Annotated in this window: 18 protein-coding genes; 2 read left to right on the forward strand and 16 right to left on the reverse strand. The window is 70.3% G+C overall.

The window, feature by feature from the left end; all coding sequences use genetic code 11:
* Positions 1-32: 32 nt before the first annotated feature.
* Genes LAJ50_RS00720 through LAJ50_RS00730 form a run of 3 tightly spaced genes read right to left on the reverse strand, consistent with a single transcriptional unit; the run spans position 33 to position 5,797 of the window.
* On the reverse strand, positions 33-1,469 hold the full coding sequence (locus LAJ50_RS00720) for an efflux transporter outer membrane subunit (protein WP_138651417.1): 1,437 nt from the start codon (positions 1,467-1,469) through the stop codon (positions 33-35).
* Positions 1,466-4,594 carry an efflux RND transporter permease subunit gene (locus LAJ50_RS00725; protein ID WP_138651416.1) on the reverse strand — a complete coding sequence of 1,043 codons (3,129 nt, stop codon included), beginning with the start codon at positions 4,592-4,594 and terminating at the stop codon, positions 1,466-1,468. The genes LAJ50_RS00720 and LAJ50_RS00725 overlap by 4 nt, the downstream gene beginning before the upstream one ends.
* A 12-nt stretch (positions 4,595-4,606) precedes the next feature.
* A complete protein-coding gene (locus tag LAJ50_RS00730; RefSeq protein ID WP_224096421.1) occupies positions 4,607-5,797 on the reverse strand; it encodes an efflux RND transporter periplasmic adaptor subunit in 1,191 nt (396 codons plus the stop codon).
* Between the two features lie 297 nt (positions 5,798-6,094).
* Here LAJ50_RS00730 and LAJ50_RS00735 point away from each other — a divergent pair, with 297 nt between their 5' ends.
* Positions 6,095-8,515 carry a membrane-bound PQQ-dependent dehydrogenase, glucose/quinate/shikimate family gene (locus LAJ50_RS00735; protein ID WP_224096422.1) on the forward strand — a complete coding sequence of 807 codons (2,421 nt, stop codon included), beginning with the start codon at positions 6,095-6,097 and terminating at the stop codon, positions 8,513-8,515.
* A 134-nt stretch (positions 8,516-8,649) separates the two neighbouring features.
* Positions 8,650-9,510 carry an IclR family transcriptional regulator C-terminal domain-containing protein gene (locus LAJ50_RS00740; protein WP_138651414.1) on the forward strand — a complete coding sequence of 287 codons (861 nt, stop codon included), beginning with the start codon at positions 8,650-8,652 and terminating at the stop codon, positions 9,508-9,510.
* A gap of 719 nt (positions 9,511-10,229) precedes the next feature.
* Here the strand turns inward: LAJ50_RS00740 and pcaC are convergent.
* The 13 genes from pcaC to LAJ50_RS00805 form a co-directional block, all read right to left on the reverse strand.
* Entirely contained in the window at positions 10,230-10,622 is a 393-nt protein-coding gene (pcaC, locus tag LAJ50_RS00745; protein WP_138651412.1) for a 4-carboxymuconolactone decarboxylase, read from the reverse strand.
* A gap of 20 nt (positions 10,623-10,642) precedes the next feature.
* Entirely contained in the window at positions 10,643-11,422 is a 780-nt protein-coding gene (gene pcaD, locus LAJ50_RS00750; protein WP_138651411.1) for a 3-oxoadipate enol-lactonase, read from the reverse strand.
* A gap of 26 nt (positions 11,423-11,448) precedes the next feature.
* The gene (locus LAJ50_RS00755) at positions 11,449-12,786 is read right to left on the reverse strand and encodes a 3-carboxy-cis,cis-muconate cycloisomerase (RefSeq protein WP_138651410.1); all 1,338 of its coding nucleotides are present in this window, start codon (positions 12,784-12,786) and stop codon (positions 11,449-11,451) included.
* Positions 12,787-13,609: 823 nt separating this feature from the next.
* Complete coding sequence (gene pcaG / locus LAJ50_RS00760; RefSeq protein WP_138651408.1) at positions 13,610-14,173, reverse strand: protocatechuate 3,4-dioxygenase subunit alpha; 564 nt, start codon at positions 14,171-14,173, stop codon at positions 13,610-13,612.
* Between the two features lie 3 nt (positions 14,174-14,176).
* Positions 14,177-14,893: a protocatechuate 3,4-dioxygenase subunit beta gene (gene pcaH, locus LAJ50_RS00765; protein ID WP_130551285.1), complete on the reverse strand. Its 717-nt coding sequence runs from the start codon at positions 14,891-14,893 to the stop codon at positions 14,177-14,179.
* Between the two features lie 61 nt (positions 14,894-14,954).
* Positions 14,955-16,163: a 3-oxoadipyl-CoA thiolase gene (gene pcaF / locus LAJ50_RS00770; protein ID WP_138651407.1), complete on the reverse strand. Its 1,209-nt coding sequence runs from the start codon at positions 16,161-16,163 to the stop codon at positions 14,955-14,957.
* A gap of 13 nt (positions 16,164-16,176) precedes the next feature.
* A complete protein-coding gene (locus LAJ50_RS00775; RefSeq protein WP_130534900.1) occupies positions 16,177-16,821 on the reverse strand; it encodes a 3-oxoacid CoA-transferase subunit B in 645 nt (214 codons plus the stop codon).
* Positions 16,818-17,498 carry a 3-oxoacid CoA-transferase subunit A gene (locus tag LAJ50_RS00780; RefSeq protein ID WP_138651406.1) on the reverse strand — a complete coding sequence of 227 codons (681 nt, stop codon included), beginning with the start codon at positions 17,496-17,498 and terminating at the stop codon, positions 16,818-16,820. Before LAJ50_RS00780 ends, LAJ50_RS00775 begins: the two co-directional genes overlap by 4 nt.
* Before the next feature lie 226 nt (positions 17,499-17,724).
* Positions 17,725-19,032, reverse strand: a complete 1,308-nt coding sequence (locus LAJ50_RS00785; RefSeq protein ID WP_138651405.1) for an MFS transporter — start codon at positions 19,030-19,032, stop codon at positions 17,725-17,727.
* A gap of 127 nt (positions 19,033-19,159) precedes the next feature.
* Positions 19,160-20,050 carry a type I 3-dehydroquinate dehydratase gene (gene aroD, locus LAJ50_RS00790; protein WP_224096423.1) on the reverse strand — a complete coding sequence of 297 codons (891 nt, stop codon included), beginning with the start codon at positions 20,048-20,050 and terminating at the stop codon, positions 19,160-19,162.
* 41 nt (positions 20,051-20,091) lie between these two features.
* Entirely contained in the window at positions 20,092-21,387 is a 1,296-nt protein-coding gene (locus LAJ50_RS00795) for a carbohydrate porin (protein WP_138651404.1), read from the reverse strand.
* A 54-nt stretch (positions 21,388-21,441) separates the two neighbouring features.
* Positions 21,442-22,944 (reverse strand): NosD domain-containing protein, encoded by a 1,503-nt coding sequence (locus tag LAJ50_RS00800; RefSeq protein WP_171044532.1) that lies wholly within the window; start codon positions 22,942-22,944, stop codon positions 21,442-21,444.
* Between the two features lie 798 nt (positions 22,945-23,742).
* Positions 23,743-25,098 carry a Gfo/Idh/MocA family oxidoreductase gene (locus tag LAJ50_RS00805; RefSeq protein ID WP_138651403.1) on the reverse strand — a complete coding sequence of 452 codons (1,356 nt, stop codon included), beginning with the start codon at positions 25,096-25,098 and terminating at the stop codon, positions 23,743-23,745.
* Positions 25,099-25,209 lie beyond the last annotated feature (111 nt).

Consider the following 25,209-nt stretch of genomic DNA (forward strand, 5'->3'; position numbering starts at 1 on the left):
TCATGCGCGCGGGCCAGGACCGCCGCGGCGACTCAGCGCGCGGCGGTGGCCTGCGCGTCGGCGCCGCCGCCCAGCACCTGGTACAGCGTGACCCGGTTGCTGGCGTCCTGCTGGCGCAGGGCGATCAGCGCCTGCTGCGCGGCGTACAGCGCGCGCTGCGCATCCAGCACGGCCAGGTGGCCGTCCAGGCCGGCGCGATAGCGCGCGTCGGCCAGGGTGTAGCTGCGCTGGCTGGCCTCGACCAGGGCCTGCTGCGCGCTCAGCTGCGCCTGCAGGTGGTCGCGTGCGGCCAGGGCGTCGGCCACTTCGGCGAAGGCCGACTGGATCGCCTTCTCGTACTGCGCCACGGCGATGTCCTTGCCGAGCCTGGAGGCATCCAGCGAGGCCTTCAGCGCGCCGGCATGGAAGATCGGCGCGGTGATGCTGGGCACGAACGACCAGGTGCGGCTGCCGGCCGAGAACAGCGTGGACAGCGCATCGCTGCTGCGGCCGGTGGACGCGGTCAGGCTCAGCGAAGGGAAGAACGCCGCGCGCGCGGCGCCGATGTCGGCATTGGCCGCCTGGAGGCTGTGCTCGGCGGCGAGCACGTCCGGGCGCTGCAGCAGCACTGCCGAGGACAGGTGCGCCGGCAGCGGCGCCAGGGCGACGCTGTCCTGCAGCGCCTGCGCGGTCGGCAGCAGCGACGGGTCGACCGGTGCCCCGACCAGCAGCTGCAACGCGTCGCGCGCCTGCGCCAGCTGGGTGGCCGCGCTGGCCACGGCGACCCGTGCCGATTCGACGCTGGTCTGCTGCTGCGCCAGGTCCAGTCCCGACACGCTGCCGACGCTGTGCTGGCGCTCGGTCAGCTGCAGGGTCTGCGCCTGGCTGTCCAGGGTCTGCTGGGCCAGCGCCAGCTGCGCCTGGTCGGCGGCCACGGTCAGCCAGGCCGCGGCGACCTGGGCGATCAGGCTCAGGCGTACGCTGCGCTGGTTCTCCGTGCTGGACAGCCAGGTCTGCTGGGCCTCCTGGCTGAGGCTGCGCAGCTGGCCGAACAGGTCCAGCTGCCAGCTGCTGAGGCCGACCTGGAGCGCGTCGCTGGTGCTGACCCCGGACACGCCGTCGTCGCTGCTGGCGGCGCTGGTGCGGCCGCGGCTCATGCTGGCGCTGGCATCCAACGACGGCAGCTGCGCGGCGCGCTGGAGGCGGTACTGCGCGCGGGCCTTGTCGATGGACAGCATCGCCACGCGCAGGTCGCGGTTGTTCTGCAGCGCCAGCGCGATGGTCTGGCGCAGGCGCGGGTCCAGGAACACCTGCTGCCAGTCCGGCAGCGCCAGCGTGTCGACCGCGGGGCCGGCGGCGGGCGCGGCGTCGGCCGCGGCCAGGTCGGCCGGCACCGGTGCGGCGGGGCGCTGGTAGGTCGGCGCCAGGGTGCATCCGGCCAGGGCCAGCAGCGTGGCCGCGGCCACGCCGATGCGGACGGGCGTGCTCATGCCTGCACCTCCGTGTCGGCCGTCGTGCGACCCGGGAACAGCCGCCGCACGATCACGTAGAACAGGGGCACGAAGAACAGCCCCAGCGTGATCGAGGCCAGCGTGCCGCCGGTGACGCCGGTGCCCAGCGAATGGCGCGCGGCCGAGCCGGCGCCCTTGCTGAAGACCAGCGGCAGCACGCCGAGCAGGAACGCCAGCGAGGTCATCAGGATCGGCCGCAGGCGCATCTGCACCGCGTGCAGGGTGGCGGCCAGCAGGCTTTCGCCCTTGTGCTCGAGCTCGCGCGCGAACTCGACGATGAGGATGCCGTTCTTGGCCGCCAGGCCGACGGTGGTCAGCAGGCCGACCTGGAAGTACACGTCGTTCTCCAGCCCGCGCAGCGTCATCAGCAGCACCGCGCCGAACACGCCCACCGGCACCGCCAGCATCACCGCGAACGGGATCGACCAGCTCTCGTACAGCGCCACCAGGCACAGGAACACGAACAGCAGCGAGATCGCATACAGCGCCGGGGCCTGGTTGGCCGACAGCTTCTCCTGGTAGGCCATGTCCGACCAGGAAAAGCCGAAGCCGTGCGGCAGCTGCTTGCTGAGCTCGGCCATCGCGTCCATCGCCGCGCCGGAGCTGACGCCGGGCGCCTGCTGCCCGGTCAGCTCCATCGCCGACACGCCGTTGTAGCGCTCCAGCGCGGCCGGCGCGCTGGTCCAGTGCGACCGGGTGAAGGACGACATCGGCACCATGTCGCCGCCGGCGTTGCGCACCGTCCAGCGATCCAGGTCCTGCGGCGCCATGCGCGCACTCGCATCGCCCTGCACGAACACCTTCTTGATGCGGCCCTTGTAGATGAAGTTGTTGACGAAGTCGCCGCCGAGCGCGCTGTTGAGCGTGGCGTTGATGTCGCCCGGGTCCACGCCCAGCGCCTGCGCCTTGGCATCGTCGATCTTCACCGCATAGACCGGCGCATCCTCCAGGCTGGCGTAGCGCACGTTCATCAGCTTGGGATCGTGCTGGGCCAGGCGCAGCAGCTTGTCGCGCGCGGCGGTCAGGGCGGCGTGGCCGGCGCCTTCGTAGTCCATCAGCTCGAAGGTGAAACCCGAGGCGTCGCCCAGGCCGGTGATCGCCGGCGGCGAGGTCACGAACAGCTCCGCGTCCGGCACGTCGGCCAGCGCCTTGTTCAGATGATCGGCGATGGTCGCCGCGTCGTCGTCGCGGTCGTCCCAGTCCTTCAGGCGGATGAAGGCCATGCCGACGTTCTGGCCGGCGCCGGTCACGCTGAAGCCGGCCGAGGACAGCACCGACTGCACGCCGGCATCCTTCAGCGCGGCCTGGGTCAGGCGGTCGGTCACCGCCAGGGTCTGCTCCAGGGTGGCGCCGGCCGGCAGCTTGACCAGCACGTTGAGCATGCCCTCGTCCTCGTCGGGCAGGAACGCGCCGGGCAGGTGCCACAGCAGCAGGCCGGTGACCGCGATCAGCAGCGCATAGGCGATCAGGCCCAGCGCGCGCCGGCCCAGCACGCGCTCGACCAGCGCGCGGTAGCGCTCGGACAGCTGGCGGAAGCGGGTGTTGAACCAGGCGAAGAACCGGCCCAGGCGCCCGTGCGAGCCGATCGCCTCCTCGCCCCGGTGCAGCGGCGTGAGGATGGTCACGCACAGCGCCGGGGTCAGGGTCATGGCCACCAGCACCGACAGGATCATCGAGGCGGCGATGGTGATCGAGAACTGCCGGTAGATCACCCCGGTGACGCCGTTGAAGAAGGCCATCGGCACGAACACCGCGGTCAGCACCAGCACGATGCCGACCAGCGCGCCGCCGATCTGCTGCATCGAGCGCAGCGTGGCCTCCTTGGGCGGCAGGCCTTCCTGGCTCATGACGCGCTCGACGTTCTCCACCACCACGATCGCATCGTCCACCAGCAGGCCGATCGCCAGCACCATGGCGAACATGGTCAGGGTGTTGATCGAATAGCCGAACGCGGCGAGCACGCCGAAGGTGCCCATCAGCACCACCGGCACGGCGATGGTCGGAATCAGCGTGGCGCGCCAGTTCTGCAGGAACAGGTACATCACCGCCACCACCAGCAGCACCGCCTCGATGAGGGTGATGACCACTTCCTTGATCGAGGTGGTGACGAAGGGCGTGGTGCTGAAGGCGATGTGGTAGTTGTAGCCGTGCGGCCAGTACTGCCTGAGCTCCTGCAGGCGTTGCTCGATCGCCTTGGAGGTCTCCACCGCGTTGGCATCGGAGTTGAGCTCGATGCCCAGCGAGGCCGAGGGCTTGCCGTTGAAGCGGGTGATGCTGTCGTAGGTCTCCGGGCCCAGGCCGATGGTGGCCACGTCCGACAGGCGCACCGCCGCGCCGCTGGCGTCGCTCTTGAGCACGATCGCGCCGAACTGCGCCGGGGTCTGCAGGCGGCTGCGGGTGGTCACGGTCGCGTCCAGGCGCTGGCCGCGCGGCGCCGGCTGGCCGCCGAGCTCGCCGGCCGACACGTCGGTATTCTGCGACTGCAGCGCGTTCTCCACATCGGACGGCATCAGCGCGTACTTGCGCAGCTTCTCCGGGTCGAGCCAGATGCGCATGGCGTATTCCGAGCCCAGCGGCTGGATGTTGCCCACGCCGCTGACGCGGCTGATCTGGTCATCGATGTTCGACTCCATGTAGTTGGCGACATCGAAGTTGTCCATGCTGCCGTCGTCGGAGGTGAACGCCACCACCTCGAACAGCGAGCCACTGGACTTGGTGATGACCAGGCCGTTCTGCTGCACGGCCTGCGGCAGCACCGACATCACCGACTGCAGCTGGTTCTGCACCTGCACCTGCGCGGTGTCGGCGTTGGTGCCGGTCTCGAACACCAGGTTGACCTGGGCGGTGCCGTCCGAGGCGCTGGTGGAGGTCATGTACAGCAGATGGTCCAGGCTCTGCTGCGACTGCTCGATCAGCTGGGTGACGGTGTTCTCCACCGTCTGCGCCGAGGCGCCGGTGTAGCTGGCGCGCACGGTGATGGTCGGCGGCGCCATCTGCGGATAGCGTTCGACCGGCAGCCCATGGATGGCCAGCATGCCGATCAGGACGATGACGATGGCCATGACCCAGGCCACCACCGGGTGGTTGACGAAGAAGCGCGACATGCGGGAGGTCCCTTACTCGGCCTGGGCGTCGTCGGCCGGCGGCGCCGGCGCGTCGTCGAGCTGGGCGGCGGTGACCGGATACGGCTGCGCTGGCTTGCCGAGTTCGACACGGCTGCCGTTGACCACGATCAGCCGCTCGCCGGGCTTCAGGCCCGACTCCACCACCCAGTCGTGGCCGATCACCTCGCCGGTGCGGATGTGCCGCTCCACCACCCGGTCGTGCGCGTCGAGCAGCTTCACCAGCGGCTCGCCCTTGCTGTCGCGGGTCACCGCCTGCTGCGGCACCAGCACCGCGCCCGGGTCGGTGGCCATGGGCAGCACCGCACGCAGGTACATGCCCGGCAGCAGCAGGTGCTCGGGATTGGGCACCACCGCGCGCAGGGTGACGTTGCCTGTGCCGGCGTTGACCTGGGTGCCGACGAATTCCAGCGTGCCGGCGTGCGGGTAGGCGCTGCCGTCCTCCAGCCGCACCTGCACCTGGGCCTTGCCGTCGATCGCGTGGATCCGCCCGGCATCGAGCTGGCGGCGCAGCGCCAGCATCTGCGTGCTGGACTGGGTGACATCCAGGTAGATCGGGTCCAGCCGCTGGATGGTGGTCAGCGCGGCGTCCTGGTCGGCGGTGAGCAGCGCGCCGACGGTGTAGGCCGAGGTGCCGATGCGGCCGGAAATCGGGGCGGTGATGCGGGTGTAGTCCAGGTTGATCTTCGCCGCCTGCGCGTTGGCCTTGGCCGCGACCACGGCCGCCTCGTCCTGGCGCAGGGTGGACAGCGCATCGTCGGCATCCTGCTGGCTGGCCGCGTCCATGGCGGTCAGGCTGCGGGTGCGCTCGGCCTTGGGCCGCGCGCTGGCCAGCGCCGCCTCGGCCTGGACCAGGTTGCCGCGCGCGACATCGTAGGCGGCCTGGTACGGCGCCGGGTCGATCAGGTACAGCGGCTGGCCGGCCTTGACCTCCTGGCCTTCCTCGAACAGGCGCTGGCGCAGCAGCCCGCCGACCTGCGGGCGCACGTCTGCGGTCTCGTAGGCCACCGTCCGGCCGGGCAGGGTGCGCTCCACCGGCAGGGTGCGTGCGCCCAGGGTCATCACCCCGACCCGAGGCGGCGTGTCCGCGGTCGGCTTGCTGGCGGAGCAGCCCCCGGCCGCGGCAACGATCAGCAACAGGGCACAGTGAACAGGGCGACGAGGCGCCAGCGGAAGGTCGGACATGGGAGGAGGGCCGGTAAGAAGCGCGCAACGCTACTCCTGAGTCGTGTTGCGCTGCGCCATCCCCGCCACGGAGCGTTGTACGCGCTTCACCAAGGTCGGAAAAACGTCGGAGTCGGCACAGTCCGTCGCACCCGTGGCGGGTGGCGCGGCTGTGCTATTACCGAACGCAAATGCGATAATCGCCCAACTTACCGACGCGCGCATGGGCCACGGCATGCCATCCTGCCCGCAGCGTCCGCCCGCGCGAAGGCTGCCTTCGGCCGCCGACGCCGCCCTCATGTTGCAGAGGATCAGAACGTGCAAACCCAATCGAATGTGTCGGCCGCGGGCCGCATCCTGCTGTGGAGCGTTGGCCTGCTGCTGGCGCTGATCGGCCTGGCGCTGCTGGCCGGCGGCATCAAGCTCGCTACCGTCGGCGGCAGCCTCTACTTCCTGCTGATGGGCGCGGCCTGTGTGGTCTCGGCGGTGCTGCTGGTGCTGCGGCGCCCGGCCGGTGCCTGGCTGTTTGCGCTGGCCTTCGTGCTGAGCGTGGTCTGGGCGCTGTGGGATGCCGGCCTGGAATTCTGGCCGCTGGTCTCGCGGCTGATGATGCCCGCGGTGCTGGCGCTGCTGGTGGCGCTGGCCTATCCGACGCTGCGCCGCGCCCGCGGTCGGGCCGGCGGACGCGGCGCCTACGCGCTGGCGGCGGTGCTGGCGCTGGCCTGTGCCGGCGGCCTGGCCGGCATGTTCGTGCCGCATCCGCCGGTGGCAGCCAACGGCCCCGGCCCGGCGCTGGTGCCGGTCGATCCGGCGCATGCGCAGACCGACTGGGCGGCCTATGGCAATACCGATGGCGGTAGCCGCTTCGCGGCGCTGGACCAGGTCAACCGCGGCAACGTCGCGTCGCTGCAGGTCGCCTGGACCTACCGCACCGGCGACATCGCGCAGAGCGACGGCAACGGCGCCGAGGACCAGAGCACGCCGCTGCAGATCGGGCAGAAGGTGTTCCTGTGCACGCCGCACAACAACGTGATCGCGCTGGACGCGGCCAGCGGCAAGCAGCTGTGGAAGCGCGAGATCAACGCCCAGGCCTCGGTCTGGCAGCGCTGCCGCGGCCTGGCCTACTTCGATGCGAGCAAGCCGCTGGTGCAGCCCACCGCGGCCGGCTCCACCGCGGTGACGCCGGTCAGCCTGCCGGCCGGCGCCAACTGTGAGCGTCGCCTGCTGACCAACACCATCGACGGCCGCCTGATCGCCCTGGATGCCGACACCGGTGAGTTCTGCCAGGGCTTCGGCACCGAGGGCCAGGTCGACCTGAAGGCCGGGCTGGGCGCCGCGCCCGATCCGTTCTATCAGCTCACCTCCGCCCCGACCGTGGCCGGCACCACCGTGGTGGTCGGCGGGCGCGTGGCCGACAACGTGCAGGCCAACATGCCGGGTGGCGTGGTTCGCGGCTTCGACGTGGTCACCGGTGCCCAGCGCTGGGCCTTCGACCCGGGCAATCCGGACGACAAGGCGCCGCCGGCCGAGGGCCAGACCTACGCGCGCAGCACGCCCAACGTCTGGGCGCCGATGTCCTACGACGCGGCGATGAACACCGTGTTCCTGCCGATGGGCAGTCCCTCCACCGACCTGTACGGCGCCGAGCGCACCGCGCTGGACCATCGCTTCGGCGCGTCGGTCACCGCGTTGGACGCCAGCACCGGCCAGGTGAAGTGGGTCTACCAGACCGTGCACAACGATCTGTGGGACTTCGACCTGCCGATGCAGCCGAGCCTGATCGATTTCCCCACCGCCAACGGCACCACCCCGGCGGTGATGATCGGCACCAAGGCCGGCCAGCTGTACGTGCTCGACCGCGCCACCGGCAAGCCGCTGACCGAGGTCAAGGACGTTCCGGTGAAGGCCGCCAACATCCCCGGCGAGCCCTACTCGCTGACCCAGCCGCTGTCGGTGGGCATGCCGCAGATCGGCACCAAGCACCTGACCGAGTCGGACATGTGGGGCGCCACCCTGCTGGACCAGATGCTGTGCCGCATCGCCTTCAAGCAGATGCGCTACGAGGGCCTGTACACCGCGCCGGGCACCGATGTCTCGCTGAGCTTCCCCGGTTCGCTGGGCGGCATGAACTGGGGCGGGCTGTCCTTCGACCCCGTGCACGGCTACGCCTTCGCCAACGACATGCGCCTGGGCCTGTGGGTGCAGATGATCCCGCAGAAGGCCGACAAGGCGGCCGCCTCCAGCGGCGGCGAGGCGGTCAACACCGGCATGGGCGCGGTGCCGCTCAAGGGCACCCCGTATGCGGTCAACAAGAACCGCTTCCTGTCGGCGCTGGGCATCCCCTGCCAGGCCCCGCCGTTCGGCACGCTGAGCGCGATCGACCTCAAGACCCGCCGGATCGCCTGGCAGGTGCCGGTGGGCACGGTCGAGGACACCGGCCCGATGGGCATCAAGATGCACATGCCCATGCCGGTCGGCATGCCCACCCTGGGCGGCACGCTGGCCACGCAGGGCGGCCTGGTGTTCATCGCAGGCACCCAGGACTACTACCTGCGCGCGTTCGACAGCGGCACCGGCAAGGAGCTGTGGAAGGCGCGCCTGCCGGTCGGCAGCCAGGGCGGCCCGATGACCTATGCGGTCAACGGCAAGCAGTACATCGTGGTGACCGCCGGTGGCGCGCGGCAGTCGCCGGACCGTGGCGACTACGTGATCGCCTACACCTTGCCGGACGCCAGGTAAGCGCTTCGCGCGCCGGCCACGCCGGCGCATGCCGGCCACGAGCGGCGGGCCTGCCCGGGTCCGCCGATTCCTGTTTGGGCGCCCGCCGCCCGCGCCGCTACCATGGCGCTCCGCCCGTTCGATGACCGCCGCCGATGACTGATGCCCCCAAGCCCCGCGCCCGCCGCAAGCCCGCTCCGGCGTCGGCGGCGGCCGAGCGCGGCCTGGCGCGCGAGATCATGCGGCAGATCGACGCGGCCCAGGGCGACCCGGACTTCATGACCTCGCTGGCGCGCGGCATGGCGGTGCTGAGCGTGTTCGCCCAGCACGCGCGCGAGGTCACCATGTCGCAGATCAGCACCGAGACCGGCATCCCGCGCGCGGCGGTGCGGCGCGCGCTCTACACGCTGGCCAAGCTGGGCTACGTGGGCGAGCACGGCCGCGGCTATGTGCTGCTGCCGCGCGTGCTGGGCATCGGTGGCGCCTACGTCGCTTCCGCGCCGCTGGCGGTGGCCGCCCAGCCGGTGCTGGACGCGCTGCGCGATGCCGTGCACGAGTCCTGCTCGCTGGGCGTGCTCGACGGCGACGACGTGCTGTACGTGGCCCGCGCCGAGACCGTGCGCATCATGTCCATCGGCCTGCGTTCGGGCAGCCGCCTGCCGGCGTACTGCACCTCGATGGGCCGCATCCTGCTGGCCTCGCTGCCGCCGGACACGCTGGAAGGCTATCTGGAGCGCAATCCGCTGCGCCCGCGCACCGAGCGCACCATCACCCACCAGGCCGAGCTGCTCGAGGTGCTGGCCAAGGTGCGGCGCGAGGAGCTTTCGCTGACCGACCAGGAGCTGGAGATCGGCCTGCGTTCGATCGCGGTGCCGGTGCGCAACCGGGCCGGGGCGGTCATCGCGGCGCTCAACATCGGCACGCAGGCGGGCAGGGTGAGTCTGCAGACGATGCATGCGCAGTTGTTGCCGCCGTTGCGGCAGGCGGCGGCGCGGTTGGGGGCGGTGTTGAGTTAGGACGCTTGCGCTGGCTTGCGTGCGGGTTGGCCACTTCGGTGCTTTGCATCGAAGGCAATGGGGGAAGGCAACGCGCCTACGGCGCGCCAAGTGCAAAGCTTTCGCGCCTGCGGCGCGACTTCCTTTTGTCTTGTCAAAAGGAAGCAAAACCGCTTCTCGCCGGGCCCCAAAGAGGGGGTAAAACGCACGCCGACGCTGCGCGTCGGTCCCCTGCGCTCCTCGCCTGATCGGGCACGGCGCCCAAACTCGCTTCGCTCAGACAGGGCGCCTCTTCGGCCCGATCAGGCTGCGGTGCTCGGCGTGCTTTACGGCTCAGACAGGGAAAGCAACTGCAAAAGCAGAGGCTGAGAGCAATCGCAATCGCAATCGCAACCGCAACCGCAACCGCAACCGCAACCGCAACAGCAACAGCAACCGCAACCGCAACCGCAACCGCAACAGCGACAGCGACAGCGACAGCGGGAGGTGGGGCGGAGGCGGGGACGGGGCCTGGGCGGGGAGCCGGGGCCGAAGCAGTCATTTCAGATCGTCATTCCCGCGAAAGCGGGAATCCAGGGACTTTGTGCTTCTCGCTCTTGCTTCGCTTTTGATCTGCCCGTGCGGGATCGCGCGAAGAGCGCCATTTCCAACCACCAAGCGTGATGCGCAGAACGCGTTGGCTCTGGAGGGGGCACGGGTGTCCACTCCAAGAACCGCAGCGGGTCACGCCGGCGAAAAGCTCACTCAGCAGATTCAGCTGCCTGTTCTTCCAGAATCGGCTTGGCCAGGGCGAAGGCATGGTTCGCCGCCGGTACGCCGCAGTAGATCGCGGTCTGCAGCAGCACTTCCTTGATCTCGTCGGCGCTCACGCCGTTGTTGCGAGCCGCGCGGATGTGCAGCTTGAATTCTTCGTCGTGGCCCAGCGCGACCATCATCGCGATGGTCAGCAGCGAGCGGGTGTGCCGCGGCAGGCCCTCGCGCGTCCACACCTCGCCCCAGGCGGCGCGGGTGATGAAGTGCTGGAACTCGTGGGTGAAGTCGGTGCGCGCGTCCAGCGAGCGCTGCACGTGCGCCTCGCCCAGCACGGCCTTGCGCACGGCCAGGCCGGCTTCGTAACGGGCTTGCTCGTCCATCGTTGGATCCTTCGAGGGCTTCAGGCGGTGAGGAAGTCGCGCAGCGCGGCGGTGAAGGCGGCCGGCGATTCGAGATTGCAGATGTGGCGGCCGGGCACCTGGGCGAAGCGGCCGTCGGCGACGTGCTCGGCGATGAACTGCAGGTCGGCCGGCGGGCACACCGGGTCGTCGTCGCCGGCGATGGCCAGCAGCGGCACGGCGATGCCGGCCAGGTCGTGGCGGAAGTCGGCCTGGCCGACCGCGTTGCAGCAGCCGACATAGCCCTCGGGCGAGGTCGCCAGGAAGGTGTCCAGCACCGCGCGCACCTGTTCCTCGTGCGTGTCGGTGTAGTGCTCGGTGAACCAGCGCATCACCGTGCCCTCGGCCAGCGCCTTGAGGCCTTGCTCGCGCACCTGCGCGATGCGCGTCTCCCAGCTCTCGGCCGTGCCGATCTTGGCGGCCGTGGCGCAGACCGCCAGCCGCGTCAGCCGGTCGGCGGCGTTGAGGCCCAGCCATTGCCCGGTGAGCCCGCCGATGGACAGCCCGCAGAAGTGCGTGTGTTCGATCCCCAGCGCGTCCCACAGCGCGACCACGTCGCCGCCGAGCTGGTCGATGGTATAGCGCCCGGCGGGCGCGGTGGACTGGCCGTGGCCGCGGCGGTCGTAGCGCAGGATGCGGAAGTCGCGCGACAGCTCGGCCACCTGCGGGTCCCACATCGACAGGTCGGTGCCCAGCGAGTTGCAGAAGGTCAGCCAGGACGCGCCCTCGGCGCCGTCGATGCGGTAGTGCAGGCGATGGGTGGGGAGATCGAGAAACGCCATGGTGAGGCTCCGTCGCGGGAAAGGGATCAGTCGGCCGCGAGCACGCGGTCGATCCAGGTGTCGCTCATGCCGCGCCAGCTGTCGGCGGCGAACAGCGCATCGAGGCGCGCGGCATCGAGCACGGTGTTGACCTGCGCATCTTCGGCCAGCACCTCGCGCAGGTGGCGCTGCTCGCCGACCGCGCGCTTGGCGGCGGCCTCGACCAGCGCATGGGCGGCGGACTTGCCGAGCGTGGCGGCCAGCGCGACCGACACCGCCTCGGCGTAGAGCAGGCCGCCGAAGCTGTCCAGATGCGCGGCCATGCGCGTGCGGTCCAGCTGCAAGCCATCGAGCACCACGGTCATCTGCGCCAGGCTGCCGGCGGTGAGGCGGACGAGTTCGGGCAGCGTCTCCCATTCGGCATGCCACTGGCCGGGCGCGCGCTCGTGCGGCTGGCTCATGGCGGCGAACAGCGTGGACACCAGTGCCGGCACGCGCGTGGCCGCGGCGATGGCCGCCACGCAGCCGACCGGGTTGCGCTTGTGCGGCATCGCCGAGGAGCCGCCCTTGCCGGCGCCGCTGGGTTCGAAGGCTTCGCCGACCTCGGACTGCATCAGCAGCACGATATCGGTGGCGAGCTTGCCCAGCGCGCCGGCCAGCAGCGCGAAGGCGGTGCCGACCTCGACGATGCGGTCGCGCGCGGTGTGCCAGGGCAGGGCGGGCAGCGGCAGCTCCAGTTCCCGGGCGAGCGCCTGGGCCACCTCCAGGCCGCGGTCCTCGAGCGAGGCCAGCGTGCCGGCGGCGCCGCCGAACTGCAGCACCAGCGCGTCGGCGCGCAGGGCCTGCAGGCGTCGTTGCGCGCGTTGCAGCGCATCGAGCCAACCGGCGGCCTTCAACCCGAAGGTGACCGGCACGGCCTGCTGCAGCAGGGTGCGGCCGGGCAGGCCGGTGTCGCGCTCGGCCTGCGCCAGCGTGCGCAGGATCGCGCACAGCCGGTCGAGCTTGGGCGTGAGCGCGTCGAGCGCCTGGCGCAGCTGCAGCACGGTGCCGGTGTCGATCACGTCCTGGCTGGTGGCGCCCCAGTGGACCCAGCGCGCCGCGTCCTCGTCGCGCGCCTTGACCTTGGCGGTGAGCGCCTTGACCAGCGGGATGGCGGGATTGCCGGCCAGCGCGGTGGCCGCGCCCAGTGCATCCAGATCGAAGTCATCGGCCCGGCAGGCCTCGGTGATCGGGCCGACGGCGCTGTCGGGAATCACGCCGCAGCGCGCCTCTGCACGGGCGAGCGCGGCCTCGAAGTCGAGCATGCCTTGCAGCCGTGCGCGGTCATCGAACAGGGTGTCGATGTCGGGATCGCCGAACAGGGGGGCGAGCAGGCGGGAAGTCATCGAGGCGGGTCTTCGGTGTGAGGCTTGATGGGATTATGGTGGGCTGATGGCAGGAAGGATGACGTCAAACCGCATCTTGCCGTTGCCGTTGCCGTTGCCGTTGCCGTTGCCCTTGCCGTTGCCGTTGCCGTTGCTGTTGCACTAGCTGTTGCTGTTGCACTTCGCTTTTTGTCTGAGCCGTAAAGCGAGCCGAGCATCGCAGGAAGACGGGGCCGAAGAGTCGCCCTGTTTGAGCGAAGCGAGTTTGGGCGACGTGCCCCGTCTTCCGAGAAGCGCAGGGGACCGCCGCGTAGCGGCGGCTCGCGTCCCGGCGAGAAGCGGTTTTGGCTACTTTTGACAAGACAAAAGTAGCTCGCGCGGCGAAGCCGTGCGAAAGCTTTGCTTTTAGAAGCGCCTGCATGGAACTCAAGTCTTGCTTGCAAATTAAACCAAAGTCTGGATAAGGACTGGCGCGGCACTGATAGGGCGGAAGCAACGCGCCTGCGGCGCGCCAAGTGCAAAGCTTTCGCGCCTGCGGCGCGACTTCCTTTTGTCTTGTCAAAAGGAAGCAAAACCGCTTCTCGCCGGGACGCACGCCGACGCTGCGCGTCGGTCCCCTGCGCTCCTCGCGAATCAGGGCACGGCGCCCAAACTCGCTTCGCTCAAACAGGGCGCCTCTTCGGCCCTGCTTCGCTGCGGTGCTCGGCGTGCTTTACGGCTCAGACAGAAGAGCAACAGCGGAACAGCAACAGCAGAACAGCAACAGCAGAACAGCAACAGCAGAACAGCAACAGCAACAGCCAAATCAACCGCAGCCGCTAATGCAAAGAGCGAAAAGCGGCGCTCAGTAGCTGAAGAACACCGTCTCGCGCTCGCCCTGCATCTTCACATCCCACGCGTACTGCCCCGGCGCCGTCTGCCGCGCGACCAGCGTCTCGCGGCGCGCTTCCGGCACCAGCGCCAGGATGCCGTCCTCGCCATTGCTGGGCTCATCGGAGAAGTAGATGCGCGTCGGCGCCGCCTTGAGCAGCCCGCGCATGAACACCAGCGCCACCAGGTGCGGCGCCTGCGCGACCCCCTTCAGTCCCGGCACGCGGCCCGGCTTGATGGTGCTGAAGGAGAAGCGCCCCTGCGCGTCGGTCGGCACGCGGCCCCAGCCGTGGAACGCCGGGTCGTGCGCGTCGCGACGCGGGTCCTCGGCGTGGTCGTAGATGCCGTTAGCATCGGCCTGCCACAGTTCCAGCACCGCGTCGCTGACCGGATTGCCAAGGCCGTCGAACACGGTGCCGGTGACGGTGATGCGTTCGCCCTTCGCCGCGGGTGGGGCGATCTGCGTGTGGTAGAGCGGCTCCAGCCCCAGACGGTAGTAGGGGCCGACGGTCTGCCACGGGGTCGATTGAAGGCTCATGCGTTACTCCCAAACGGTCTGCTTGCGGCCGCGCAGCACGATGTCGAAGCGATAGCCCAGCGCGTACTCGTTCTGCGTGGTCTCCCAGTCGAAGGCCGAGACCATGCGCGCCTTGGCCTGCGGGTCGGGCACGCAGTTGTAGATCGGGTCGAACGCCAGCAGCGGATCGCCCGGGAAGTACATCTGCGTGACCAGGCGCTGGCCGATGCCCGCGCCATGCAGCGAGAAGTGGATATGCGCCGGGCGCCAGGCGTTGTAGTGGTTGCGCCACGGGTAGGCGCCGGGCTTGACCGTCTTGAAGCGGTAGTGGCCGTGCGCGTCGGTCAGGACCTGGCCGGTGCCCTTGAAGTTGGGATCCAGCGGCGCGTCGTGCTGGTCGCCGGCGTGCAGGTAGCGGCCGGCGGCGTTGCACTGCCAGACCTCGACCACGGTGTTGCGCACCGGCCTGCCGTTCTCGTCCAGCACGCGGCCGGAGACGATGATGCGCTCGCCCAGCGGCTCGCCCGCAAAGCCGGCGGTCAGGTCGGCCGCATGCTCGCCCAGGGTGAGGCGGTCCAGCGTGGGGCCGGTGACTTCCGACAGCGTCACCGGGATGGCGATGGGGTCGCTGCCCACGCCGCGCAGCACGGTGGAGGCGTAGGGCGGATGGATGTAAGGCGGCTGGCTGCCCGGGTAGGGCTTGCGATAGCCGGCCAGGGAATCGGAAGGGGATTGGCTCATCTTGCTTCTCCGTCTGGCCCGGTCAGGGCCCGGGCCACAGTGCTTCAGGACAGCGTGCGCGTCACGCGCGCTCGATCGCCAGCGCCACGCCCTGGCCGACGCCGATGCACATGGTCGCAAGTCCGCGGCGCCCGCCGCTGGCCTCGAGCTGGCGCAGCAGGGTCAGCGTGATGCGCGCGCCGCTCATGCCCAGCGGATGGCCCAGGGCGATCGCGCCGCCGTTGGCGTTGACGTGGGCGGCATCGTCGGCGACGCCGAGTTCGCGCAGGCAGGCCAGGCCCTGGGCGGCGAAGGCCTCGTTGAGTTCGATCGCATCGAAGTCGCCGATGGACAGCCCCAGGCGCGCCATCAGCTTGCGCGTCGCGGGCACCGGGCCCATGCCCATGTAGGCCGGTTCCACGCCGGCGCTGGCGAAGCCCAGCACCCGCGCGCGCGGCGTCAGGCCCAGCGCCTGCACCTGCTCGGCGCTGGCCAGCAGCAGCGCGGCGGCGCCATCGTTGATGCCCGAGGCGTTGCCGGCGGTGACCGTGCCGGGCTGGCGGAAGATCGGCTTGAGCCTGGCCAGGCCCTCGAGCGTGGTGTCGGCGCGCGGATGTTCGTCCACGGCGACCTGCACGGTCTCGCCGCGCTTCTTGCCGGGTGCGGTGACCGGGGTGATCTCGCCCTCGAAGAAGCCGGCCGCCTGCGCGGCGACGGCGCGCTGCTGGCTGCGCAGGGCGAAGGCGTCCTGGTCCTCGCGCGAGATGCCGTAGCGCGCGGCCACGTTCTCGGCGGTCTCGCCCATCAGGTCCACGCCGTAAAGCTGCTTCATCTTCGGGTTGATGAAGCGCCAGCCCATGGTGGTGTCTTCGATCTGCTGGTTGCGGGCGAAGGCGCTCTCGGCCTTGCCCATCACCCACGGCGCGCGCGACATCGACTCCACGCCGCCGGCGATGGCCAGGCCCAGCTCGCCGGCGCGGATGCCGCGGGCGACGGTGCCGACGGCATCCAGGCCCGAACCGCACAGGCGGTTGACCGTGCTGCCCGGCACGCTGACCGGCAGGCCGGCCAGCAGCAGGCTCATGCGCGCCACGTTGCGGTTGTCCTCGCCGGCCTGGTTGGCGCAGCCCAGGTAGACATCCTCGATCGCGGCCGGATCGAGGTCGGGGTGGCGCGCCAGCAGCACCGCCAGCGGCACCGCGCCCAGGTCGTCGGCGCGCACGCCGCTCAGCGCGCCGCCGTAGCGGCCCACGGGCGTGCGGATGCCATCAACGATGAAGACTTCACTCATGCGCTTGCTCCGTTCAGTGCGCCAGCGTCAGACCAGTCAGGCGCTGCAGTTCCTCGATGGACAGGCCATCGACCCGCTCGACCACGCGTGCCCCGTCGGGGCCGAGGTCGAACACGCCCAGGTCGCTGTAGACCCGGCTGACGCAGCGCAGGCCGGTCAGCGGATAGCTGCATTCGGCGACCAGCTTGCTCTCGCCGGTCTTGGTCAGCAGATCCATCATCACGTAGGTCTGCTTGGCGCCGATGGCCAGGTCCATCGCGCCGCCGACGGCGGGGATGGCGTCGGGCGCGCCGGTGCTCCAGTTGGCCAGATCGCCATGCTGGGAGACCTGGAAGGCGCCCAGCACGCAGATGTCCAGGTGGCCGCCGCGCATCATCGCGAACGAATCGGCGTGGTGGAAATAGCAGCCGCCGGTCAGCAGCGTCACCGGCTGCTTGCCGGCGTTGATCAGGTCGGGATCCTCCTGGCCCGGCGCGGGCGCCGGGCCCATGCCGAGCAGGCCGTTCTCGCTCTGCAGGAAGATCTCCTTGTCGGCCGGCAGGTAGTTGGCCACCTGCGTGGGCAGGCCGATGCCCAGGTTCACGTAGGCGCCCTCGGGGATGTCGCGCGCCACGCGCGCGGCCATCTGTTCGCGGGTCATGCGCTGGTAACCGCTCATGCGCGGGCCTCCTGGTGGCCGACCGCGACCACGCGCTGGACGAAGATGCCGGGGGTGACCACGGCCTCGGGATCGAGCCCGCCGAGTTCCACCACCTCATGGACCTGGGCGATGGTGCACTTGGCCGCCATCGCCATCAGCGGGCCGAAGTTGCGCGCGGTCTTGCGGTAGACCAGGTTGCCCCAGCGATCGCCGCGGTGGGCCTTGATCAGCGCGACGTCGGCGTGGATCGGGTACTCGAGCACGTAGTGCCTGCCGTCGATCTCGCGCGTTTCCTTGCCCTGCGCCAGTTCGGTGCCGTAGCCGGTCGGGGTGAAAATGGCGCCCAGGCCGTTGCCGGCGGCGTGGATGCGCGCGGCCAGGTTGCCCTGCGGCACCAGCTCCAGCTCGATCTCACCGGCGCGGTAGGCCGCGTCGAAATGCTGCGAGTCGCTCTGCCGCGGGAACGAGCACACGATCTTGCGCACGCGCTTGTGCTTGATCAGCGCGGCCAGGCCGGTCTCGCCGTTGCCGGCGTTGTTGTTGACGATGGTCAGCTCGCGCGCGCCGTGTTCGATCAGCGCCTCGATCAGCGCGTCGGGCATGCCGGCCGTGCCGAAGCCGCCGATCATCACCGTGGCGCCGTCGCGGATGTCGGCCACCGCCGCCGCGCACGAGGGCAGGGTCTTGTCGATCATGGCATCACCGCGCGGTCGCAGGCCGCGCGCGCCTGGGCAATCAGGGACATCGAAGTCGCATCCTCTCGCTTGGACAGTCCGCGCGCGCAAGCCGCGCGGGACGCCAAGGTGGACCGCGCGAAAAATCGCGTCAATCCGAATATCGGTTTTAAGTTCGTTATTCGCACAAACTGGACCAAAGTCGAATCCCTCGGCGCGGCCGGCATGCGCGCGCCCACCACTGCCTTCAGCGCGCGGGCTGCAGGCGCATCGTCAGCACCGCGGCGATGGCCACCAGCAGCGGCAGGGCCAGGACGTAGTACAGATTGGCCGGCTGCCAGCCCGCGTCGACCAGCACGCCGACGGTCATCGGCGAGAGGATCGCGCCGACGCGGCCGATGCCGATCGCCCAGCCCAGGCCGGTGGTGCGCACGCTCGGCGCGAACACGATCGGCGCCACCGCGTACAGGCCGGCCATCGAGCCGAACAGCGCCGCGCCGATCACGAAGGCCACCGGGAAGGCCAGCTGCAGCTGCGTGCCCAGCGAGGCGAACACCGCCATGCCCAGCGCGGCGATCAGGAAGCTGGTGGCGGTCAGCCGCGGCAGGGCGAAGCGCGCGGCCAGCCAGCCGAACAGGGCCCCGCCGATGATGCCGCCCAGGTTCAGCAGCACCCCGCCGGTGACGCCCTGCTCGGCCGACAGCCCGGCCTGCACCAGCAGCTTGGGCGTCCAGCTCAGCACGAAGTAGAAGGCGAACATGTGCATGAAGAAGGCCAGCGCGATCAGCACGCTGTTGCGGCGCAGGCCCGGGGTGAACAGCGCCGCATAGCCCGCCTTTTCCGGGACCGGCGGGGGCGGCGGCAGCGCGTCCAGCCTGGGGGCGCGCATGCGCGCCAGCAGCGCGTTGAGCCGGGCCAGCGCGTCGGGCGGGCGCCGGCTGAGCAGGAAGTCCAGCGACTCGGGCAGTAGCGCCAGCACCACCGGGATGCACAGCAACGAGGCCAGCGCGCCGAAGAAGAAGGTCGCGTGCCAGCCCCAGCGCTCCAGCAGCACCGCGGCGATCAGGCCGCCCAGCGTGGCGCCGATGGGATAGCCGGTGGCCTGCAGCGCGACCGCGGTGCTGCGCCACTTGGGGCTGGCATACTCGGCGGTGATCACGCCCACGCCGGCGAGCATGCCGCCGATGCCCAGGCCGGTGAACACGCGCAGCCCGGCCAGCTGCCAGGCGTTGCGCGCCAGGCCTGACAGCGCCATGCCCACGGTCAGGATCACCAGGCACCACAGGATCATCGCGCGCCGGCCGTAGCGGTCGGCCAGCGGCGCCAGCACCAGCGAGCCGGCGGCCATGCCGACCAGGCCGGCGCTGAGCATCAGCCCGAGTTCCTTGCCGCTCAGGCCCCAGTCGGCCGAGACGTGCGGCGCGGCGAAGGCCATCACCATCACGTCGAAGCCATCGAGCATGTTGAGCAGCACGCAGATGGCGATGGCCAGCCACTGGAACGGGCTCATCGACTGCAGCGTGAGCGGGGCGTTGGGGGCTGTGGCGTGGGCCATGGCGACTCCTTCAATCGGACTGGCCGACGCGGCGCCGATAGCGCAGCGCTCGCGTCGAGGACGACCTTGCTCGCACACGGACGCGCATCAACGCCGCATGCGGCGGTCACGGGCGCCGTGGGCAGCGTTACTGCGGCTTTTTGGTGGCGTTGTCGAGCGTGGTCAGGATCCCGCGCAGCGTGCCGACCTCGATCTGGCCCGGCGCCGAGGCGGTGCCGATCATGCCGAAGGTCAGGGCCTGGCCGAAGGTCTCGCCGGACAGGCGCGAGACCACGCCCACCGGGCCCATCGACATGGTCAGCAGCGGGCGGTCGCTGCTCTGGCGCAGCTGCCAGGTGGCGTCGAGCAGCTTGAGCACATCGCCGGGGTTGCGCGGCATCACCGCGATCTTCAGCACGTCCGCGCCGAGGGCCTGCTGCTGGCGCAGGCGGGCGACGATCTCGGCCGTGTCCGGCGTGGCGTGGAAGTCGTGGTTGGACATCACCACGTAGGCGCCGGCCGCGTGCGCGGCGGCGACGATGGCCTCGACCACCGCGCGGTCGCGGAACATCTCCACGTCGTACAGGTCGGCGGCATGGGCCTTGATCAGCGCGGCGTAGAGCTTGCCGTAGTCGGCATCGGCGATCGCGGTGGCGCCGCCCTCGGCCTTGGTGCGGAAGGTCAGGATCACCGGCTTGCCGCCTGCGGCCGCGGCGATCTGCGGGGCCAGCTTGACCAGCGCCTTGGCGTCGCCGGCGATGTCCAGGTAGTCGATGCGCCACTCGACCACGTCGGTGTCGGCATTGGCGCCGATGCGCTGGGCCTGGGCCAGCTGCTCGGCCGCGGTCTTGCCGGTGATCGGCACGATGGTCTTCGGTGCGCCCTGGCCGATCTGCACGCCCTTGACGGCGATGGTGCGGACGGCGGGCAGGGTGGACGCGTTGTTCATGTCGGCGGCATTGGCGGCGGTGGCGGCGCCGGCCATCAGGGCGAGGGCCAGCAGCATGCGGGCGGCTAGGGTAGTACGGCGAAGCTTCATCTCAAGTCCCTCCCGGGAGCAATGGCGTGCGATGCGGCGAATCAGAAGGTGATCTTGGCCTGCAGGCCGACGGCCAAGGCGTTGTCGGTCTGGGCGTAGGAGAAGGTGCCGGGGTTGGTGATGTACTGCACATCCGGGCGCAGCATCAGCCACGGATTGACCTGGAAGCTGTAGGACAGCTCGTACAGCTCCTCGGCGCCGGTGAGCGCGAACAGCGGCGAATCGGCCGGCACGCCGGCGGTGGTCAGCGCGGCCCGGCGGGCATCGAGCAGGCGGTGGTTGATGTCCGAGCCCACGTAGCCCAGCGCGATGCGGTCCTTGCTGCGTGAGCCCACGCCCTGCCACACCCCGCCGATGGCGTACCAGCGCTTGAGCTGGGCGGTGTCGCTGTCCGACACCATGTACTCGGCGAAGGCGTTCAGGCCGATGGCCGCGTCGCTGCCCGGCGTGTAGAGCTTCTGCTCGGCCAGCACGTAGGCGCCGTCGCGGCCGGTGACGCTGCTGGTGTCCAGCCCCTTCTTGGGCACGCGCGAGGAGTCGTAGTAGCCGCCGAACTTGTACACGCCCGGATACAGCGTGCCGGCGCCCGGCTTCCAGGTCAGCTCGACCGGAAACAGCGAGCCGGTGGTGCCCTCGACGAAGGGCCGGAACGCGTTGCGCTCGATGTTGCCGCCCAGGTTGGGATTGACCTGGAACCAGCCGGCGCGCAGGTTGACCGAGGACGTCAGCTGCTCGGCGAACTCACCGCCCCAGCGCGCGGTCGGGTAGTTGTACCAGCCACTGTTGCCGCTCATGGCCAGCGGGTGGGCGCAGAAGGCGGCGTTGACGAAGCTGGTGCCGGCGCTGAGCAGGCCGAACTGGTTGCCCATCGCGTAGAAGCCGAGCTTGAAGTACGAGCGGCCACCGTTGAAGGTCTGGTCGTAGCTCAGCTCGGTCAGGCGCGTGTACTGGCCGCCGTAGGCTTCCTGGATCGGGAAGCGGTTGCCCACCAGGTCGGCCGAGGTGCTGCGGCCGCGGCGGTCGTTGAGGGTGAAGCGGAAGGTGCCGCCGTCCCAGCCGGCCAGCTTGCCCATGTCCAGGTCGAAGCCCACGCGCACCTGCTGTGCATAGCGCGCGCCGGTGTCCAGGCCGCCATCGACCACGCCCATCGCCTCGCCGACATAGTCGCCGCGGAAGCTGATGCCCTTGTCGGCCAGCGCGGCGCGCTGGCCGTTCCAGCCGCCGGTCATGGTGGTCGCATCGAAGCGGTCCTGCGCCTGGGCCAGCAGCGGCGTGGCCAGCAGGGCCAGCGCCAGCGGCGTCAGGGCGCGGGAGAAGGAGCGGGAGGCGTACGACATGGGGGAATACCTGTGAATGCGAAGGAGATGCGGGTGCGGCGGGCGGGCAGGACCTCAGCGCGCCACGGCGCGCGGCGCGGACAGGGGCGAGGTGGCCCCGTCCACGGCGGTCACGGTCGCCGTGACGCCGGCGATGTCGGCGGTGGCCGGCACGGCGAAGGAGAAGCGCGCCTGGCCCTGGGCGTCGGTGGTCACCTGGGCATCGCCCAGGTAGCGAGTCGCCTCGGTGTCGCTGGCGCGCGGGTTGCCGAAGACTTCCACGCGCTGGACGGTGTTGGCCGTGCCGCGCACCTGGCCCTGGATCTGCAGGGTCGTGCCGCTGCGGCGGGCCTGTTCGACCACCGGCGCGGCCAGGCCGTCGTTGGGCACGGGCTGGCAGTGGTCGGTGACGCGCGCGCTGCAGATCTGCGCCAGCTTGGCGGGATCGCTCTCGACGCCGCCGCCGCGCGAGCCGACGAAGTCGGCATGCTCCAGCCCCGGCACGCCGAACACGATCGCCCCGCGCGCCTGGCCCGGCACGCAGGCGCCGCCGGCCTGGCAGCGCTCGATCTTCAGGCCGTTGCCGAAGATCGCGTTGGCGGTGATCCGGTTGGGCCGCGACACCGGCTGCGGGCGCAGTGCCACGCCGATGCCGTTGCCGGTGATCGTGTTGCCATCGACCACGTTGTCGCGCCCGGTCAGGCTGACGCCGATGGAGTTGCCGGTGAAGGTGTTGGCGGCGATGGTGTTGCGGTTGCCCCAGTTGATCTGCAGGCCGTCGGAGTAGTTCTCGAAGCGGTTGCGCAGCACCAGGTTGTCGTTGCCCCACAGGATCTCGATGCCCTGGGAGGGCTCGGGATTGGCGTCGGTGGAGCGGAACAGGTTGTCGGCCACCAGGTTCCAGGCCGCGCCGCGGGTCAGCTCCAGGCCGTCGCCGTTGTCGATGAACTCGTTGCGCACCACGCGGTTGTGCACGGTGGTGGTGGGCGTGGACTGGCCGTTGCCGTCGTCGCCGGTCAGCATCACGCCGGCGCCGCCCTTGTTGGCGACGATGCGGTTGTCGTGCAGCCAGTTGTCGTGGCTGCGGTTGATCAGCACGCCGATGCAGAAGTTGCGCACTTCCAGCCCGGCCAGCTCCACTCCCTGCGTGTCGCGCAGCACCAGGCCTGGCAGGGTCGTGGTGCGCACGTTGGTGCCGTACTGGCCCGGCACCGCGCCGGGGCAGGCCCGGGTGCCGGTGCCGGTGACGTAGGCGGCGCCATCGATGGCCACGTACTGGCCGGACTGCGCGAACGGCAGGCCGACGATGGCCACCGGGCCCTTGAGCTCGGGCAGCGGCGCGCGCGGCTTGATCACGTAGGGCGCGGTGCCGACCGCGGCGATCTCGATCCGGTAGATGCCCGGCGCCGCGTTGGCGGTGGCGATGGCCCAGCGCAGCGAGCCCGGCGCCTCGTCATCGTCGTAGCGGTCCACCTTCAGCACTTGGCGCGCGGGCGGATCGGGCTCGGCCTGGTGGGCGGCGGCCAGCAGCGGCAGGCAGGCCAGCAGGCCGCTGGCAACGAGGAGGACGGGGCGCATCTGGATCTCCGGCGGTACAGGGGGTGTCATGCGCGCGGACCGCGCAGCAGGCCGCAGGGGCGGGGCGCGCGTGATGCCGCGGCAACGGCCGCCGTCGATCCGGCACCCGCGAGACAGGTGCACACGCTAGTTTTATCGCAGTGCAGCATTCAAGTTCGATATTCGCTTGCTGGTGCGAATATCGGCCGATCGGACTACGACCTTCGTCCAATGCCGGGCCCGCGGCCGAGGTACGGCGCCTGCTCTGTTCAGGGGCTTGGGACGTGCGTGCGCGCTTCGCCTCGGAGGGGCAGCGGGCCGGCGGGCGGTGGCTGCTTTTCCCTCCATCAGGGCATCCTGCCCTGAGTCGGGCGCTCGGCGTCCTGCCTCGCCAGGCGCGGCCACCGCCCGCCGGCCCGCTGCCTCGCGCGTCAGGTCAGAGGGCTTCGGTTTGATCGGTCTTCGAGGCCCTCCCGCGTGCACAACGCGATCAGCGATGGGAAATCATCAACTTGAGGCCCCCTCCCCTGCGCTGCGCGCGAGGAGGAGGCAGAGCGCTTGCTCGGTGCTTTTGAGTTGGAAGAAGTCCTGCTCTGCACGTTCGCGGAGCCTCGACCCGGCCGGGCACGCGGAGAGCGGGACATGGATGGCAGACCGAGCCGAGGAGCCGTGCCCGGCCGGGTCGAGGCGGGTGGGCGAAGTCCGTGTGCCGGCTTCGCTCTGACACCATCACCTGATTCGTATCCCCGCATTCTTGCGAGAACAAAAAAGCCGCCCGGCAGAGCCAGGCGGCGTCGAGATCAGCATTGAAGCCGCGGGCTAGTAGCGCGCGTCGAAGGCGAAGATCGGCTTGCGCTGCTGCCACTGGCCGCGGGTGAAGTCCGGGAAGTCCAGCGTCTGGAAGCCCTGCGCGATGGACTGCTCGGACAGCGGGGTGATCGCGCTCCAGGTCACCGCGTCGAAGATGTCGATCGGCATCGGCGCGTTGGCCTTGAGCGCCTCGCAGAAGGCGTGCATGACGAACCAGTCCATGCCGCCATGGCCCGCCCCGGCGGCATCGCCGGCGTACTGCTTCCACAGCGGATGCTCGTACTGGTCCTGGTAGGCCTTGAAGTCCTCCCATTCGTGCGGCGGGCTGCGGCCCTCGATGTGGACGCCGTGGTTGAGGTCCATCCACAGGCCCTTGGTGCCCTGCACGCGGAAGCCCAGCGAGTACGGGCGCGGCAGCGAGGTGTCGTGCTGCAGCAGGATGGTCTCGCCGTTGGCGCAGGCCAGGGTGGTGGTGACCACGTCGCCCAGCTTGAAGGTGACCTTGGTGCTGGGATGCGTGGTGCCGCCGCTCTTCTCCACCGTGTAGTCGTGCAGGCCGCGCGCCTTGGTGGCGAAGGCGTTGAGGCGGGTGAAGCGGTTGCCGCGGTTGATGCCGGTATACATCGCGCACGGGCCGATGCCGTGGCTGGGATAGAGATCGCCGTTGCGCTCGATCGAATGCTCCGTGCGCCAGCGCGCCTCCGACCAGCCCTTGGGGCCGAACTCCACGCCGCTGTCGTAGGGGTGGGCGGGATTGCCGTCGTTGAACTTCACCCCGCGCAGGTCGTGCTGGTAGCCGCCCTGCAGGTGGATCAGCTCGCCGAACAGGCCGGCGCGCACCATCTGCAGCGCCGCCATCACATCGCGGCGGTAGCAGACGTTCTCCAGCAGCATGTACGGCGTGCCGGTGCGCAGCTGGGTCTCCAGCACGTCCCAGTGGTCCTGCAGGGTGATGCCGGCGACCACCTCGCAGCCCACCGCCACCTTGGCTTCCATCGCGCCGATGGCCATCGGCGCGTGCCATTCCCATGGCGTGGCGATGATGACGCCGTCCAGCCCGCGGGTCTCGAGCAGGCGCTTCCACGCGTTGACATCGCCATCGGCACCATAGACCTTCGGCGCCGGCTTGCCGGCCTTGGCGACCATCGCCTGCGCTTGCCCCAGCATGATCGGCTCGATGTCGCACAGCGCCACCACGTCCACGTCACTGCGGCGCAGCAGCTCGGTCAGATGCACCTGGCCGCGCATGCCGGTGCCGATCAGGCCCATGCGCAGGCGCCGGCCGCGCGCCCAGGCGGGGGTGGCCGAGAGCAGGCTGGTGGCGGCCAGCAGGCCGCCTGCGGCGATGAAGTCTCTGCGGTTCATGGGTGGAAGATCCTCCTCATTGGAATGCGATGGGCCGGCGCTGCGCGCCGGCGCGTTGGAACGGTGTGACGTGTTGCTTGGCTTCTCCCCTCCCGTCGCTGTAGTCGAAAG

The sequence above is a fragment of the Pseudoxanthomonas sp. X-1 genome (assembly GCF_020042665.1).
In the GTDB taxonomy this organism is placed as follows: Bacteria; Pseudomonadota; Gammaproteobacteria; order Xanthomonadales; family Xanthomonadaceae; genus Pseudoxanthomonas_A; species Pseudoxanthomonas_A spadix_A.